Source organism: Kribbella sp. NPDC049227 (assembly GCF_043197265.1).
Classification (GTDB): domain Bacteria; phylum Actinomycetota; class Actinomycetes; order Propionibacteriales; family Kribbellaceae; genus Kribbella.
On sequence record NZ_JBICST010000008.1, the window covers coordinates 204877 to 219298 of the forward strand.

The window sequence follows — 14422 nt, forward strand, 5'->3', positions numbered from 1 at the left end:
TTGCGCAGTGGTGTCGAGTTGCCTACGGTGTCCGCAAGATCGAGGGAGAGGGTGGATCGATGAGGACAACGCGGCGCGGGCTCAGCCTGCTGCTGGTCGCGGGACTCGGGCTGGTGGCCGCGTCCTGCGGGTCGGGGGACGACGAACCGAGTGCTCAGGCATCAGCGAGCAGCGACGGCCCGGTGACCATCACGGTCGGCTGCCAGCCGCCGAAGAGCAATCCGAAGGAGCGGGAAGCCTGGGACGCCGACGTGGCCGCGTTCCGGCAGCAGCACCCGAACATCACCATCCAGAGCAAGGACGCGTTCCCCTGCATCAACCCGGACACCTTCCAGGCGAAGCTGGCCGGCGGCAGCCAGGAGGACGTGTTCTACGTCTACTACACCGACGTCCAGAAGATCATCAAGGCCAAGCAGGCCGCCGACATCAGCCAGTACGTCGGCGATGTGAAGGCGGTCAAGGACCTGCGGCCAGACGTGATGGGCGTGTTCAAGGACGGCGACAAGACCTACGGGCTGCCGCGCAACAACTACAACATGGGCCTGGTCTACAACCGCAAGCTGTTCACCCAGGCCGGCCTGAACCCGGACAGCCCGCCGAAGACGTGGGGCGAGGTGCAGGAGGCGGCGAAGAAGATCGCCGCGATCGGCCCCGGGTACGTCGGCTTCGGTGAGTACTCCGCCGGCAACACCGGCGGCTGGCACTTCGCCGCGTCGCTGTACGCACGTGGCGGGTCGATGGTCAGCGACGACGGCAAGACCGCCGCGTTCAACAGCGCCGAAGGCAAGGCGGTGCTGGAGAACCTCAAGCAGATGCGCTGGAACGACAACTCGATGGGCAGCAAGCAGCTCCTCCAGTGGGAGGACCTGATGCGGATGATGGGTTCCGGCAAGCTCGGCATGATGATCGGCGCGCCGGATGTCGTGCAGGGCGTGAACAACGACTTCCAGGGCAAGTTCGAGGACTACGGTGTGACCGCCGTACCGGAGTCCGAGGGCAAGGCGTCGCTGAGTGGTGGCGACGGCTACATGTTCAACCCGAAGGCCACGCCGGAGAAGATCAAGGCCGGGCTGCTGTGGCTGAACTTCCACGAGCTGACGCCGGGCCAAGGGCAGTTCAACTACGCGCGGGCCAAGGAGCAGGGACGTCCGGTCGGGCTGCCGATCCCGGACCTGTACGGCGACTCCGCGCCCGGCAAGCAGATCGTTGACCTGCGCAAGCAGTACGCGACGGTCCCGGTCGACCACTTCTCGCCGTACGTCGCGGCGCAGTCGACCATCACCAACAAGCTCGAGCCGCCGAAGGCGCAGGAGCTGTACGCCGTGCTGGATGTGGCGATGTCCGCGGTCCTCACCCGGAAGGACGCCGACATAGACAAGCTGCTCTCTGATGCGGAGGGCAAGGCCAACAAGATCCTGGCCAAGAACACCTGATGGTGGACAACCGAACAGAAGCCCGCCGACCCCGCTCCGCGGGGCCGGCGGGCGCTGGGGAAGAAGACCTCCGAACCGGCGGCGACGCAGCAGCCCCCCGCCGCAAATGGCCCCGCCGCGGCAGCTCTGCGGACGGTGCGGTGGGCGGTGGGGGCCGCGGGTTTGCGGTGGGTGCGGCGGGTGGTGGGCGGGGGCTTGATGGGGTTTGGGCTGCTGACCGAACGCCCACTCCCGACAGCCAGGGGGCTTTGCGGAGGGCGGTCGGGCGGAATCTCACGGCGTACGGGTTCTTGTGTGGGGCGTTGATCTGTTTCGCCTTGTTCTCTTGGTATCCCATGGTGCGCGAGGTGATTCTCAGCTTCCAGGAGAACAACTTCGTCGACCCGGGGAAGTGGGTCGGGTTCGACAACTTCCGGACTGTGATCGAGGACCCGGCGTTCCGATCCGCGTGGCTCAACACCGCCGCGTTCAGCGGTCTCGCTCTCGTGATCGGGTACGCCGTACCGTTCGTGCTGGCCGTCGTCCTCAACGAACTCAGGCACGCGAAGGCCTACCTGCGGTTCGTCGTCTACCTCCCGGTGATGCTGCCGCCGGCCGTCGCCGTCCTCCTGTTCAAGTGGTTCTACGACCCAGGCTCCGGCCTGTTCAACCAGATCCTCGACGTCTTCCATCTCCCGCCGCTGAGCTGGCTGGACTCCACCAGTACGGCGCTCGTGAGCCTGGTGCTGGTGTCCACCTGGATGAACCTCGGCACCGGCACGCTGATCTACCTCGCCGCGCTGCAGAGCATCCCGGGCGACCTGTACGAGTCGGCCGAGCTCGACGGCGCCGGTCTGTTCCGGCGGGTGTGGCACGTGACGATCCCGCAGACCAAGCTGATCCTGCTGGTGATGTTGCTGCTGCAGGTCGTCGCGACCATGCAGGTCTTCATCGAGCCGTACCTGCTGACCGGCGGCGGCCCGGAGAACGCGACCGTCACGGTCGCCTACCTGATGTACCAGTACGCCTTCAACTTCGGCGACTTCGGTGGCGGCGGCGCGCTCGGCCTGATGCTGATGCTCGTCCTGCTGGTGTTCTCCACGATCTACCTGCGCGTGTCCCGCGAGGAGGAGGCCCGATGAGGACCTTGGTGTCGCCGCTCGCGCTGCGGACCCCGCGCGGCCGGCTGATCTACTGGACGATCCTGACGGTCGTCGTGGTCGGCTTCACCGGCGCGTTCGTGTTCCCGCTGTACTGGATGGTGACCGGCGCGCTCAAGTCCCCGGACGAGCTGGCCCAGATCCCGCCCAGCTTCTTCCCGAAGTCGTTCGACCTCGGGGTGTACGCCGACGCCTGGGAACAGCTGCAACTGGGCGTCTTCCTGAAGAACACCGCCCTGTACGCCGGTGGCGCGTGGCTGTTCACGCTCGCCGTCGACGTCACCGCGGCGTACGCGCTGTCGAAGCTCCGGCCGTTCTTCGGCAAGCTGATCCTCGGCGCGATGCTGGCGACGCTGATGATCCCGCCGATGGTTCTGCTGCTGCCGACGTACCTGGTGGCCAAGGATCTGCCGATCTTCCACCTGGACCTGCTCAACACCCCGTGGGCGATCTGGTTGCCGGCGGCAGCGAACGGCTTCTTCGTGTTCCTGCTGAAGCGGTTCTTCGACTCGATCCCGCGCGAACTGCTGGAGGCGGCGGAGATCGACGGTGCCTCGCCGCTGCGGATCCTGTGGTCGATCGTGCTGCCGGTGTCGCGGCCGATCCTCGGTGTGGTGTCGATCCTGTCCGTGGTGACGGTGTGGAAGGACTTCGTCTGGCCGCTGCTGGTGCTGCCGGAGACGGACAAGATGTCGATCAGCGTCGGCATCGCGTCGCTGTCCGCGCAGATGCCGCAGAACGTGCTGATCGCGTCGCTGGTGATCGCCAGCCTGCCGACGATCCTGGTGTTCTTCGTGTTCCAAAGAAGCATCATGGCCGGCCTCACTGCCGGAAGTCTCAAAGGATAAGGGGATTCGATGGCTGACGAGTGGTGGCGCGACGCGGCGATCTACCAGGTGTACCTGCGCAGTTTCGCCGACGGCAACGGTGACGGGATCGGCGATCTGGCCGGTCTGCGCGAGCGGCTGCCGTACCTGGCCGAGCTCGGCGTGGACGCGATCTGGCTGAACCCGTGGTACCCGTCCCCGATGGCCGACGGCGGGTACGACGTCGCCGACTACCGCGCGATCGACCCGGCCTTCGGCACGCTCGAGGAGGCCGAGGCGTACATCGCGGAGGCGCACGCGCTGGACATCCGGACCATCATCGACATCGTCCCGAACCACGGGTCCGATCAGCAGGACTGGTTCGTCCAGGCGTTGCGGGCCGGTCCGGGGTCGCCCGAGCGGGAGCGGTTCCTGTTCCGTCCGGGACGCGGTGAGCTGCCGCCCAACGACTGGCAGTCGATCTTCAACGGCCCGGCCTGGACCCGGGTGGAGGACGGTGAGTGGTACCTGCACCTGTTCGCCCCGGAGCAGCCGGACTTCAACTGGCGCAACGCCGACGTGGTCGAGGAGTTCCACGCGATCCTGCGGTTCTGGCTGGACCGCGGCGTCGACGGGATCCGGATCGACAGCGCCGCCGTGCTGTTCAAGGACCTGGACAGTGTCGAGGAGTCGTACACCGACCACGACGAGGTGCACGACGTGTACCGCGGCTGGCGGCAGGTGACCGATTCGTACGACGGCCGCTTCCTGGTCGGCGAGATGTGGATGCCGGACCAGGAACGGTTCGCGCTGTACCTGCGCCCGGACGAGATGCACACGGCGTTCAACTTCGACTTCCTGTCCCGCCCGTGGCAGGCGGACGAACTCAGGGCGTCGATCGATCTCACGCTGACGACCCACGTCCCGATCGGGGCCCCGCCGACCTGGGTGCTGTCCAACCACGACGTCACCCGGCCGGTGACGAAGTACGGGCGCCCGGACACGTCGTTCTCACATCAGGACCGCAAGCACGGCATGCGTACCGACCTCGTTCTCGGCGAACGGCGCGCCCGCGCCGCGGCCCTGCTCGCGATGGCGCTGCCGGGTGCGGTGTACGTCTACCAGGGCGAGGAACTCGGTCTGCCGGAGGTCGAGAACCTGCCTGACGAACTGCTCCAGGACCCGATCTTCGCCCGCTCCGGCGGCACCGACCGCGGCCGGGATGGTTGCCGAGTGCCCCTACCGTGGTCGGGCAAGGAACCGCCGTTCGGCTTCGGAACCGGTACGCCGTGGCTTCCGCAACCCGCCGACTGGAAGAACCTCACCGTTGAGTCCCAGCACGACGACCAGAACTCGATGCTCACCCTCTACCGCACCGGTCTGGCACTCCGCCGTACCTATCTCGGCGACGGGACGCTCAGCTGGCTCGACTCGCCATCCGGTGTGCTGACATTCCAGCGGGAGAACCTGACCTGTGTCACCAATCTGACGGCCGACCCGGTCGACCTGCCGCCGCACGAGGTGGTGCTGCTGACCAGCACCCCACTCGACGACGGCAGGCTGCCGAGCGACAGCACGGCCTGGATCAGGTGAGCGGACGGAACCGCCGCAGCCGCAGGCTGTTCGAGACGACGAAGACCGAGCTGAAGGCCATCGCGGCGCCGGCCAGCATCGGGTTCAGCAGTCCGGCGGCCGCCAGCGGAAGCGCGGCCACGTTGTAGGCGAAGGCCCAGAACAGGTTGCCCTTGATCGTGCGCAACGTGCTGCGGGACAGGCGGATGGCGTCCGCCGCCGCGCGCAGGTCGCCACGGACCAAGGTCAGGTCACTGGCCTCGATCGCCACATCGGTGCCGGTGCCCATGCTCAGGCCGAGGTCGGCCTGGGCCAGGGCAGCGGCGTCGTTGACGCCGTCACCGATCATCGCGACGACCCGGCCCTCGCCCTGCAGCAACTTCACCGCGTCGACCTTGCCGGCCGGCAGTACCTCGGCGATCACCTCGTCGATGCCGACCTCGGCCGCGACCTTCTGTGCCACGGCCTCGTTGTCCCCGGTCAGCAGCACCGGCCGCAGTCCCAGCGCCTTCAGCTGGCCGATGGCCTCTGCCGACGTCGGCTTCACCGTGTCCGCGACCACCAGGACCGCTCGCGCCTCCCCGTCCCATCCGACCGCGACCGCCGTACTGCCCTCGGCCTCGGCGTGGTCCTTCGCGTGTGCGAGGTCGTCGGGCAGGTACTGGCTCCACTCCTCCAGCAGCCGCGTGCGTCCGACCAGGACCGCGTGCCCGTCGACGATGCCCTGGACCCCGAGGCCTTCGACGTTCCCGAAGTCCTCGACCTCGGGCAACTGACCGAGCTCGGCCTGGGCACCGCGGGCGATGGCCTGCGCGATCGGGTGCTCGCTGGAGTGCTCCAGCGCGCCGGCCAGACGCAGTACGTCGGCCCGCTCCTGTCCGGGAGCCAGCAGTACGTCGATCAGCTCCATCCGGCCCGTGGTCACGGTGCCGGTCTTGTCCAGGACCACAGTGTCGACGCGACGTGTGGACTCCAGCACCTCCGGACCCTTGATCAGGATGCCGAGCTGCGCACCGCGGCCGGTGCCGACCATCAACGCGGTCGGCGTGGCCAGCCCGAGCGCACACGGGCAGGCGATGATCAGTACGGCGACCGCCGCGGTGAACGCCACCTCGACCGGGGAACCGTTGCCGAGCCAGAAGCCCATCGTCGTCAGCGAGAGCCCGATCACGATCGGCACGAAGAACCCGGACACCTTGTCCGCCAGCCGCTGGACCTCGGCCTTCCCGTTCTGCGCGTCCTCGACCAGTCGCGCCATCTGCGCCAGCTGGGTGTCGGCGCCGACCCGAGTGGCCCGGACGATCAGCCGACCGCCGGCGTTCACGGTGGCGCCGACGACCGCGTCGCCCGGGCCGACCTCGACCGGGACGGACTCCCCGGTCAGCATCGACGCGTCGACCGCGCTGCTGCCGGTCACGATCACGCCGTCCGTGGCGATCTTCTCGCCCGGCCGGACGACGAACTCGTCACCCACGGCCAGCTGGTCGGCCGGGATCCGCACCTCGGCCCCGTTCCGCAGTACGGCGACGTCCTTCGCGCCGAGCTCCAGCAGCGCCTTCAGGGCCGCGCCGGACCGGCGCTTGGCGCGGGCCTCGAAGTACCGTCCGGCCAGGATGAACGTCGTCACGGCGGTGACGACCTCGAGATAGATCTCCTCCGCGCCGGTGCCGCGGGACGGGATCAACGTGAACGGCATCGTCATCCCCGGCTCACCGGCGGAGCCGAGGAACAGTGCGTACAGCGACCAGAGGAACGCACTGACCACGCCCAGCGAGATCAGCGTGTCCATCGTGGTGGCGCCGTGCCGCAGGTTCGTCCAGGCGGCCTTGTGGAACGGCCAGGCCGCCCACGTCGCCACCGGGAAGGCCAGCGTCAGCGACGCCCATTGCCAGTAGTCGAACTGCAGCGCAGGGATCATCCCGAACGCGATCACGGGCACCGCCAGCACGATGCTGGCGATCAGCCGCTCGCGCAGCGGCTTCAGCTCGTCCGGCTCGTTCTCGTTGCCGTCGGCAACCGCAAGGGCCGGCAGCGTCGCGGTGTAGCCGGTCTTCTCCACGGTGGCGACCAGGTCGTCGGTGGTGATGCCGGCCGGATACGTCACCTTCGCCTTCTCGGTGGCGTAGTTGACGGTCGCGGTGACGCCGTCCATCCGGTTCAGCTTCTTCTCCACCCGGGCGGCACACGAGGCGCACGTCATGCCACCGATGATGAGTTCGACGGAATCACTCATGGCAAGCCTCCTCAGTGGCCGTGCGGGGTCTCTTCGTGCCCCGGTGTGGTCGTGGTTGTCGTGGTGGCCGTGGTGGTGGGCACCGGCGTCGGCGGCACGATCGTGGTCCCGTTCGGGCCCACCTTCACGGTGAACTCGGCGGTGTGCACAGCACCCGCGTGCTGGAAGTCCAGGAACAGGCTGTACGTCGCGGCGGTCGGGAAGGTGGTGCCGAAGGTGATCTCCGGGCCGCCCTTCGTCCCGGGCTCGGCGTGCTGTGCCGGGTGGTTGTGCAGGTAGGCGAGGTCGCCGCTGCGCAGGGAGACCAGGTGCCCGAAGGCGCCCAGGTACGGCTGCAGGTCGGTGACCGGCTTGCCGCCCCGGCTGACCCGGAACGTCAGCTCGGATTCCTTCCCCGCGACCGGAGTGCCTGACAGCGTCACGTCGTACCCGTGGAAGCTGTAGATGCTCGCCGGCTCGCTCAGCGGGACCGGGATGTAGAGACCGGACACGTTGACGTCGGTGCCGAGCGTCAGGCCGCGGTCCAGTCCGGCCGGCTGGAAGTCGGCGTACAGCCGCCAGGTGCCGCCGGCGGTGAAGGTGAACGGGATGCTCCACGTCCCGCTCGCGTCCCTGGTCGGGTGCACGTGGTGGAAGCCGGACAGGTCACGCCGGACCACGATCAGGTGCAGGTCCTTCTCGTGGGTCTTCGTGTACTGCGTCACCGGCTTGCCGTCCGGTCCCTGGATCGTGAAGCGCAGTCGGGTCTTCGCGCCGGACTGGTAGAACGTCGTCGCGGGCGCGAAGGTGTAGCCGGCGTCGGACACCGCCAGCCCGGGCAGTTGCCCGGGGGCATCGTGTCCCGCGCCGTGTCCTGAGGTCTGCTCCATACCGCCCATTTCCTCTCCGTGCGCCGGAGCCGCGGGCGTGTCGGCCGCCGCGATCGGGTCGACCGCTGAGCCGATCGCGTACGCCGCCCCGAAGGCGAGCGCCAGCGCACCGGCGAACGCGCCGAGCCGGAGCGCGACGGCCCGGCTCATGACTCCGCCAGTTCGTAACCCGCCTCGTCGACGGCCTCGCGAACGGCGGCCTCGTCGAGCGCGGACTCACTCGTCACGTGCACCGCGGAGGTGCCACCGGCGACGAGGTCGATGCTGACCTCTTGCACGCCGGCCAGCTTGCTGAGCTCCTCGGTGACCGCCGCGGTGCAGTGGCCGCAGGTCATCCCGGAGACGGAGTAGATCGTGGTGGTCATAGCGGTGCTCCTAGCTCGAATGCGTTCAGGTGTGTCAGCTGCGGACCAGGCGGGCGATCGCGTCGGAGGCCTCGCGGACCTTCTCCTCGGCCTCGGCGCCACCCTTCTGCGCGGCCTCGACCACGCAGTGGGACAGGTGCTCGTCGAGCAACTCGAGGGAGAAGGACTGCAGTGCCTTCGTCGCGGCCGACACCTGGGTGAGGATGTCGATGCAGTACTTGTCCTCCTCGACCATCCGCTGCAGGCCGCGGATCTGGCCCTCGATCCGCCGCAGCCGCTTCAGGTGGCTGCTCTTCTCGGCGGTGTATCCGTGCACATGAGCGTCGGCGTCGGTGGTCATCTCAGGTTCCTCCAGCGGTCCGCGGCTACCCCTCGGGGGTATGTCGACAGGCATGAAGTTACCCCCTTGGGGTATCGAATGCAAGTCTTCGCCGAATACGGGTGGGGGGTATCACATCGAGCGGTCCGGCAACAAACCTGTCACGCTGTGCGTCTGCCACCGGACGAGAGGAGCACGATGCCGGAGCTGGCGATCAGTACGCGCGGTCTGCGCAAGACCTACCGGACCCGGCTGGGCCGGAAGGTCGTCGCGGTCCAGGGTCTCGACCTGGACGTGCCGGCCGGGGGAGTGCACGGCTTCCTCGGGCCGAACGGCTCGGGCAAGACCACGTCGATCCGGATGCTGCTCGGCCTGATCCGCGCTGACGCCGGGACGATGACGGTGTTCGGCCGGCGGGTGCCGGCCCAGTTGCCGGAGGTGGTCGGCCGGGTCGGTGCGATCGTCGAGTCGCCCAAGTTCTTCCCGGCGTTCACCGGTGCGAAGAACCTGCAGCTACTCGCCGAGGCGATCGGCGTACCCCGCGGGCGGGTCGGTGAGGTGCTCGAGCAGACATCACTCGCGGAGCGCGGTGACGACCGGTTCCGCTCGTACTCGCTGGGCATGAAGCAGCGGCTGGCGATCGCGGCCACGCTGCTGAAGGAGCCCGATCTGCTGATCTTCGACGAGCCGACGAACGGCCTCGACCCGGCCGGCATCCGGGAGATCCGCGAGACCATGCGCGGACTCGGCAACCAGGGCCGGACGGTCCTGGTGAGCAGCCACATCCTCGCCGAGGTCGAGCAGGTCGCCGACACCGTGTCGATCATCGGCCACGGCCGGCTGCTGGCCTCCGGCACCGTCGCGGAGGTGATCGGCGGCGGTACGGCGACCACCGTCAAGGTTGCCGTGGACAACCACGAGGCGGCGACCCGGATCCTCACCGCGGCAGGGATGACGGTGCGGGCCGATGGCAACTATCTGCTGGTGGACGGCGCCGGGCAACCGGCCGAGATCACGCGCCGGCTGGCGCATCAGGAGCTGTACGTGTCCGAACTCGTCCCCGTCCGCGCGGACCTCGAGTCCGTCTTCCTCGAGCTGACCGCGGAGGAGAAGATCTGATGGTCCGTCTCACCACGGTCGAGTTGCGCCGGCTGGTCGCCCGGCGGATGACCGTCGTCGGCGTGATCGGCCTCCTGCTGATCATCCTGCTCCTGCTGTTCGCGACCTGGCTCGAGGCACGGCCGTCGTCGGCGGAAGAGCAGCGCGCGGCCCAGTCGCAGTACGAGATCGCCCATCAGCAGTGGGTGGACGGTCATGTGGCGAACGAGGCCGCGTGCAACGAGCAGTGGGAGAAGCAGCCCGATCCGAAGCCCAAGCGCGAGGACATGTGCAGCTACCCCGAGCCGAGACCGGAGGAGTTCGGCAAGCCGCCGGCGGTGTTCGCCGAGCTGATGCCTGAGTTGCTCCACGGAGTGTCGTACCTGCTGCTGTTCGCTGCCTTCCTGGTGGGCGCGAGCTTCGTCGCTGCCGAGTTCAGCACTGGTGCCATCGGCAACTGGCTCACGTTCGAACCACGCCGGCTACGGGTCTACGGCAGCAAGCTGCTGGCGGCCGCGATCGGATTCGTGCCTGTGGCGGTCGTCGTCCTCGGAGTCCTCGTGGTCGGCACCTACCTGATCGTCGACCAGCTCGGCAGCACCGCGACCACGACCGGCGAGGTCTGGGGTGATCTGCTGGCGACCGCCGGGCGAGCCGTCGTACTGACCGCGCTGGGCGCGGCTCTCGGCGGCGTGGTCGGCCTGCTGCTGCGGCACACCGCGGCCGCGCTCGGTCTCGCGATGGGGTACCTGGTCCTGGTCGAGGCGATCTTCGGCAACCTGCTGAACAAGGTCCAGCCGTGGCTGGTGAAGCTGAACTTCGACGCGTTCATCCGGCACGACACGACGTACTACGTCAACCAGTGTTCGTCGACCAGCGACGGCGGCTACCTGTGCAACAGCGTGGTGAAGACGCTGACGTTCGAACGCGGTGCGTGGTACCTGGGCATCCTCGCGGTCGTCCTGGTGGTCTTCGGCGCCGCGGTGTTCCACCGCCGCGACATCAACTCCTGAGCCGCCGCATCCGTCCGAACAGCGCCACCCCGACGGCGACCGCAACGGCGACGGCGGCCAGTGCAAGGCCACGCCGCAGACCGGGCGGCGTGTAGCTGCAGTCGATCCGGTCGGCCGAGTCGCCGAGTGGTACGGCGATCAGGCCGCCGAAGTCCCGTGGAGTCTTGGCAGCGCCGTCTCCGGCGGAGCAGCTCCAGCCGGGCAGCTTCGGTACGGCGACCACGGCGTACCCCTGGCTGCCCGCCGGGAGGGTCGCGCTGATCGAATGACCGCCCGCCTCGACGTCCGTCGCCCCGGTCGAGCGCAACGTCTCGACCGCCTTCGCCAGCGCGGGTTCGTCCAGGCAGCCGATCGCGCCCCGGGGTGCGATGCCACGCTTCGCGTTCCCGACGAACTTGACCTCCACGGACGCGGTACCGGAGGCCGGCGTCGTGCCGAGGCCGACCACCCCGCTGTTCGTCGTCACGCCTGGCCGGCGGCTCGCGAGCAGGTCCGTCCATTCGGCGTCACCGGTCTGCCGCACCTGTCCGACCGTGTGAGGCAGGTTCAGGAAGATCTTGGAGCCCGGGCGGCACTGCCCGACGAGCACCACGTTTCCGCCGCCGGGCATCCGGGTGCCCTTGTACGTCGGCACCTGGTAGACCTGGGTCCCGAGCAGCCGGTCCTGGGCGACGAAGACGTTCGGCGCCTGGGTCATGCCGAGCTGGGGCCGGACCGTGACGAGCGGCGGTACGGTGGCGCGGGTGAACTCCGGGTCGCCGCCGTTCAGGTGCATCCGGGCCCCGACCGAGAAGATCGCGTCGACCGCCGGGTTGTCCAGGTCGCGGTTGGCCCTGCCGTAGCCGGTCCAGCCGAAGCCGAGATCGGTCAGTGTCTCGTTCAGCGAGTGCGGCAGCAGGCTGCTGTAGAGACCCGGACCCTGCCCACCGAGCAACACCGGGTCGTTCGGCGTCACCGTGGTCCCCGGATCCGTCCGGTACGACGGCCAGTCGCCGGCCGCCTCGATCGCGTCGAACCGCTGGGTCTGCCGCTCGTCCCAGGGGCGCAGCGACGCGCTGAGGATCTCCTTGCGCTGCTCGTCCGTCACCACCGCGGACCAGGTCGTCTCGACCGCGACGACGGTCAGCACGAGCGCGAACGCCGCTGCCACCGGCCACTTCGACCGTCGTAGCGAGGGCGAGCGTCGTACCGCCCAGACGATGGTGAGCGCGACCAGGGTGACGGCGCCGGAGACGATCAGCAGGGTGACGGCGTACTCGGTCAGGTAGGGGCTCCCGTCCGACCACACCGCGATCACGGCGACCAGGGCGCCGCCGCCGAGCAGCGCGATCGGCCCGGGCAGGCGGTACGCGACCGACAACCAGCCCAGGACCACGATCAGGCCGCACAGGACGAACGCCTCGCGGTACTGGCTGCCGTTCGGCGTGTCGAAGCCGTGCCACATCGACTGCGTCGGCGCCCACCGGAACGACATCGTGACCAGGACGGTGGCCACCACCCAGACCAGCTTGGTCCGGATCGGCACCGCCCGGTTGAACGGCAGCGTGCAGGCGAGCAGCAGCGCGACCGTTCCGACGTACAGGCTGGCCGTGCGGCCGACGCCCTCGGACAGCGGGAGCAGACGGGACAGGAACTCGCTCAGCTCGTTCGGCGTGAAGATCCCGGGCGGCGACGGCGTTGCGTCGCGGTTGGCCATCAGGACCGGGAGCAGGATGGGCCCCGACAGGGCGATCCCGAGAACGAACGAGATTCCGTGCCGGACGACGACCCGCAGCCGGTCCACCCAGCTCAAGTCGCTGGTCAAAACCCGTGCGATCAGATAGATTCCGCCGGCGATCGTGGCCATGTAGGCGGTGTAGAAGTTGGAGACCCAGAAGACCCCGACCACCAGCACGCTGAGCAGGCGGTTCGTCCGTCGCAGTGACCATTCCGCGACCAGGAAGAACAGCGGCAGTGCGATCAGGCCGTCCAGCCACATCGGCACGTACGCGCCGTCGTCGATCGCCCAGCCGCAAACGCCGTACGAAGCTCCGAGAATTGCTGCAACCCAACGGGGTCCTGGATGCATCTTGATGAGTAGCACCGCCATCGCGGCGGCGGCGAGGCTCAGTTTGAGGACGGTGATGACGTAGACGGCCAGATCGATCTGGTCGCGGGGGAACAGCCCCACCAGCAGCGACAGGGGGCTGCCCAGGACGACGCCGTAGTCGCCGAGGAACCCCACGCCGAAGCCGCTCTGCCAGTTGAAGAACAGGTCGCCCTGTGCGCGGCCGTGCAGGACGTCCCAGAGATGGGCGAAGAACGGGATGTACTGCGTGCCAAGATCATTGGTGCTGCGGGACACTGAACCGAAGGGATAGGTACCGCGGATGACTCCGGAGGCGGCGAAGACCGCCGCCACCACTAGCCCGGCCACCAGCGCCGCTCTGCCCGCCTGGGCAGGTCGGTCCTGTACCGCCGTGCCTTGTTCCGATCCCACAACCCGCCCCTTTGTTCGGTCACCCCGGCGTGCAAAGCTAACGCCTAGTTCAGGTCTAGACAAAAATTGCATCGGCGCGGACGGGTGGGATCGATGAGAACGACGATGCGACTGAGTCTGGTCGTACCATGCTTCAACGAGGCCGAGGTGATCGCCAAGTTCCACCAGGCCGTCAGCCGCGAGCTGACCGCCACCGGCCGTCCGTACGAGATCGTGTACGTCGACGACGGCAGCGCGGACGGGACGCTGGACGCCCTGGTCGAGCTGGCCGCCACCGACGAGTCGGTGCGCTACCTGTCCTTCAGCCGGAACTTCGGCAAGGAGGCCGCGATGCTGGCCGGCCTGCGCTACGCCAGCGGCGACGCCGTGGTGATCATGGACGCGGACCTGCAGCACCCGCCGGAGCTGGTCGGCCGGATGCTGGAGCACTACGAGCGCGGTTTCGACCAGGTGATCGCGCGACGGACCCGGGTCGGCGACCCGGCCACCCGGACGATGTTCGCCCGGGCGTACTACTGGCTGATCAACCACTGGGCCGACGTCGAGCTGATGGACGGGGTCGGCGACTTCCGGCTGCTGTCCCGGCGCGCGGTGGACGGCCTGCTGGAGCTGGGCGAGTACAACCGCTTCTCCAAGGGGTTGTTCGCCTGGATCGGGTTCGAGTCGATCCTGTTCGAGTACGAGAACGTGAAGCAGACCGACCGGAAGAGCCGGTGGACGTTCCGGCGGCTGCTCGAGTACGGGCTGGACGGGCTGCTGTCGTTCAACAACAAGCCGCTGCGGCTGGCGATCTACGTCGGCGGGGTGCTCACCGCGATCGCGGCCGCGTACGCGGTCTGGGTGATCGTGGTGGCCGCCCTGAACGGGGTGAAGATGCCGGGGTACGTCACGCTGATCGCGGCCATCACCGGTCTCGGTGGGTTGCAGATGGTCATGCTCGGGGTCATCGGCGAGTACATCGGGCGCATCTACTACGAGACCAAGCAGCGCCCGCACTACCTGCTCAAGCAGACCAACATGGACCCGGCCGACCGTCTGGACAAGACACCGGCCTCGAGTGGCAGAGCCACCCGAGGCCGGCGTGTGGTGTAGAGCC

Annotated in this window: 12 protein-coding genes; 7 read left to right on the plus strand and 5 right to left on the minus strand. The window is 68.4% G+C overall.

Features of this window, described 5'->3' with window-relative positions; all coding sequences use genetic code 11:
• Positions 1–59: 59 nt before the first annotated feature.
• From ACGFH6_RS34155 to ACGFH6_RS34170, 4 genes are all read left to right on the plus strand, one after another.
• Positions 60–1433 (plus strand): ABC transporter substrate-binding protein, encoded by a 1374-nt coding sequence (locus tag ACGFH6_RS34155; protein ID WP_393392317.1) that lies wholly within the window; start codon positions 60–62, stop codon positions 1431–1433.
• A 347-nt stretch (positions 1434–1780) separates the two neighbouring features.
• Complete coding sequence (locus ACGFH6_RS34160; protein ID WP_393392320.1) at positions 1781–2554, plus strand: carbohydrate ABC transporter permease; 774 nt, start codon at positions 1781–1783, stop codon at positions 2552–2554.
• A complete protein-coding gene (locus tag ACGFH6_RS34165; protein ID WP_131353081.1) occupies positions 2551–3420 on the plus strand; it encodes a carbohydrate ABC transporter permease in 870 nt (289 codons plus the stop codon). Before ACGFH6_RS34160 ends, ACGFH6_RS34165 begins: the two co-directional genes overlap by 4 nt.
• Before the next feature lie 9 nt (positions 3421–3429).
• On the plus strand, positions 3430–4971 hold the full coding sequence (locus tag ACGFH6_RS34170) for an alpha-amylase family glycosyl hydrolase (RefSeq protein WP_393392323.1): 1542 nt from the start codon (positions 3430–3432) through the stop codon (positions 4969–4971).
• Here ACGFH6_RS34170 and ACGFH6_RS34175 read toward each other — a convergent pair.
• Genes ACGFH6_RS34175 through ACGFH6_RS34190 form a run of 4 tightly spaced genes read right to left on the minus strand, consistent with a single transcriptional unit; the run spans position 4964 to position 8757 of the window.
• Positions 4964–7183 (minus strand): heavy metal translocating P-type ATPase, encoded by a 2220-nt coding sequence (locus ACGFH6_RS34175; RefSeq protein ID WP_393392326.1) that lies wholly within the window; start codon positions 7181–7183, stop codon positions 4964–4966. The genes ACGFH6_RS34170 and ACGFH6_RS34175 overlap by 8 nt on opposite strands.
• A gap of 11 nt (positions 7184–7194) precedes the next feature.
• Entirely contained in the window at positions 7195–8202 is a 1008-nt protein-coding gene (locus ACGFH6_RS34180; RefSeq protein ID WP_393392329.1) for a hypothetical protein, read from the minus strand.
• Complete coding sequence (locus tag ACGFH6_RS34185; RefSeq protein ID WP_393392331.1) at positions 8199–8417, minus strand: heavy-metal-associated domain-containing protein; 219 nt, start codon at positions 8415–8417, stop codon at positions 8199–8201. The genes ACGFH6_RS34180 and ACGFH6_RS34185 overlap by 4 nt, the downstream gene beginning before the upstream one ends.
• Positions 8418–8451: 34 nt before the next feature.
• Positions 8452–8757 carry a metal-sensitive transcriptional regulator gene (locus ACGFH6_RS34190; protein WP_131353076.1) on the minus strand — a complete coding sequence of 102 codons (306 nt, stop codon included), beginning with the start codon at positions 8755–8757 and terminating at the stop codon, positions 8452–8454.
• Positions 8758–8934: 177 nt separating this feature from the next.
• Between ACGFH6_RS34190 and ACGFH6_RS34195 the strand changes: the two genes are divergently transcribed.
• Together ACGFH6_RS34195 and ACGFH6_RS34200 are read left to right on the plus strand one after the other, a co-directional pair.
• On the plus strand, positions 8935–9855 hold the full coding sequence (locus ACGFH6_RS34195; RefSeq protein WP_393392335.1) for an ABC transporter ATP-binding protein: 921 nt from the start codon (positions 8935–8937) through the stop codon (positions 9853–9855).
• Positions 9855–10847, plus strand: a complete 993-nt coding sequence (locus tag ACGFH6_RS34200; RefSeq protein ID WP_393392337.1) for an ABC transporter permease subunit — start codon at positions 9855–9857, stop codon at positions 10845–10847. Before ACGFH6_RS34195 ends, ACGFH6_RS34200 begins: the two co-directional genes overlap by 1 nt.
• Here ACGFH6_RS34200 and ACGFH6_RS34205 read toward each other — a convergent pair.
• Positions 10837–13263, minus strand: a complete 2427-nt coding sequence (locus tag ACGFH6_RS34205; protein WP_393392340.1) for a YfhO family protein — start codon at positions 13261–13263, stop codon at positions 10837–10839. The genes ACGFH6_RS34200 and ACGFH6_RS34205 overlap by 11 nt on opposite strands.
• A 156-nt stretch (positions 13264–13419) precedes the next feature.
• Between ACGFH6_RS34205 and ACGFH6_RS34210 the strand changes: the two genes are divergently transcribed.
• A complete protein-coding gene (locus ACGFH6_RS34210; protein ID WP_393392342.1) occupies positions 13420–14418 on the plus strand; it encodes a glycosyltransferase family 2 protein in 999 nt (332 codons plus the stop codon).
• The last annotated feature ends 4 nt before the right edge of the window (positions 14419–14422 follow it).

Coding starts and splice junctions, on each gene's coding strand:
- ACGFH6_RS34155 (WP_393392317.1), top strand. CDS start 60: ATGAGGACAACGCGGCGCGGGCTCAGCCTGCTGCTGGTCGCGGGACTC.
- ACGFH6_RS34165 (WP_131353081.1), top strand. CDS start 2,551: ATGAGGACCTTGGTGTCGCCGCTCGCGCTGCGGACCCCGCGCGGCCGG.
- ACGFH6_RS34170 (WP_393392323.1), top strand. CDS start 3,430: ATGGCTGACGAGTGGTGGCGCGACGCGGCGATCTACCAGGTGTACCTG.
- ACGFH6_RS34175 (WP_393392326.1), bottom strand. CDS start 7,183: ATGAGTGATTCCGTCGAACTCATCATCGGTGGCATGACGTGCGCCTCG.
- ACGFH6_RS34180 (WP_393392329.1), bottom strand. CDS start 8,202: ATGAGCCGGGCCGTCGCGCTCCGGCTCGGCGCGTTCGCCGGTGCGCTG.
- ACGFH6_RS34185 (WP_393392331.1), bottom strand. CDS start 8,417: ATGACCACCACGATCTACTCCGTCTCCGGGATGACCTGCGGCCACTGC.
- ACGFH6_RS34190 (WP_131353076.1), bottom strand. CDS start 8,757: ATGACCACCGACGCCGACGCTCATGTGCACGGATACACCGCCGAGAAG.
- ACGFH6_RS34195 (WP_393392335.1), top strand. CDS start 8,935: ATGCCGGAGCTGGCGATCAGTACGCGCGGTCTGCGCAAGACCTACCGG.
- ACGFH6_RS34200 (WP_393392337.1), top strand. CDS start 9,855: ATGGTCCGTCTCACCACGGTCGAGTTGCGCCGGCTGGTCGCCCGGCGG.
- ACGFH6_RS34210 (WP_393392342.1), top strand. CDS start 13,420: ATGAGAACGACGATGCGACTGAGTCTGGTCGTACCATGCTTCAACGAG.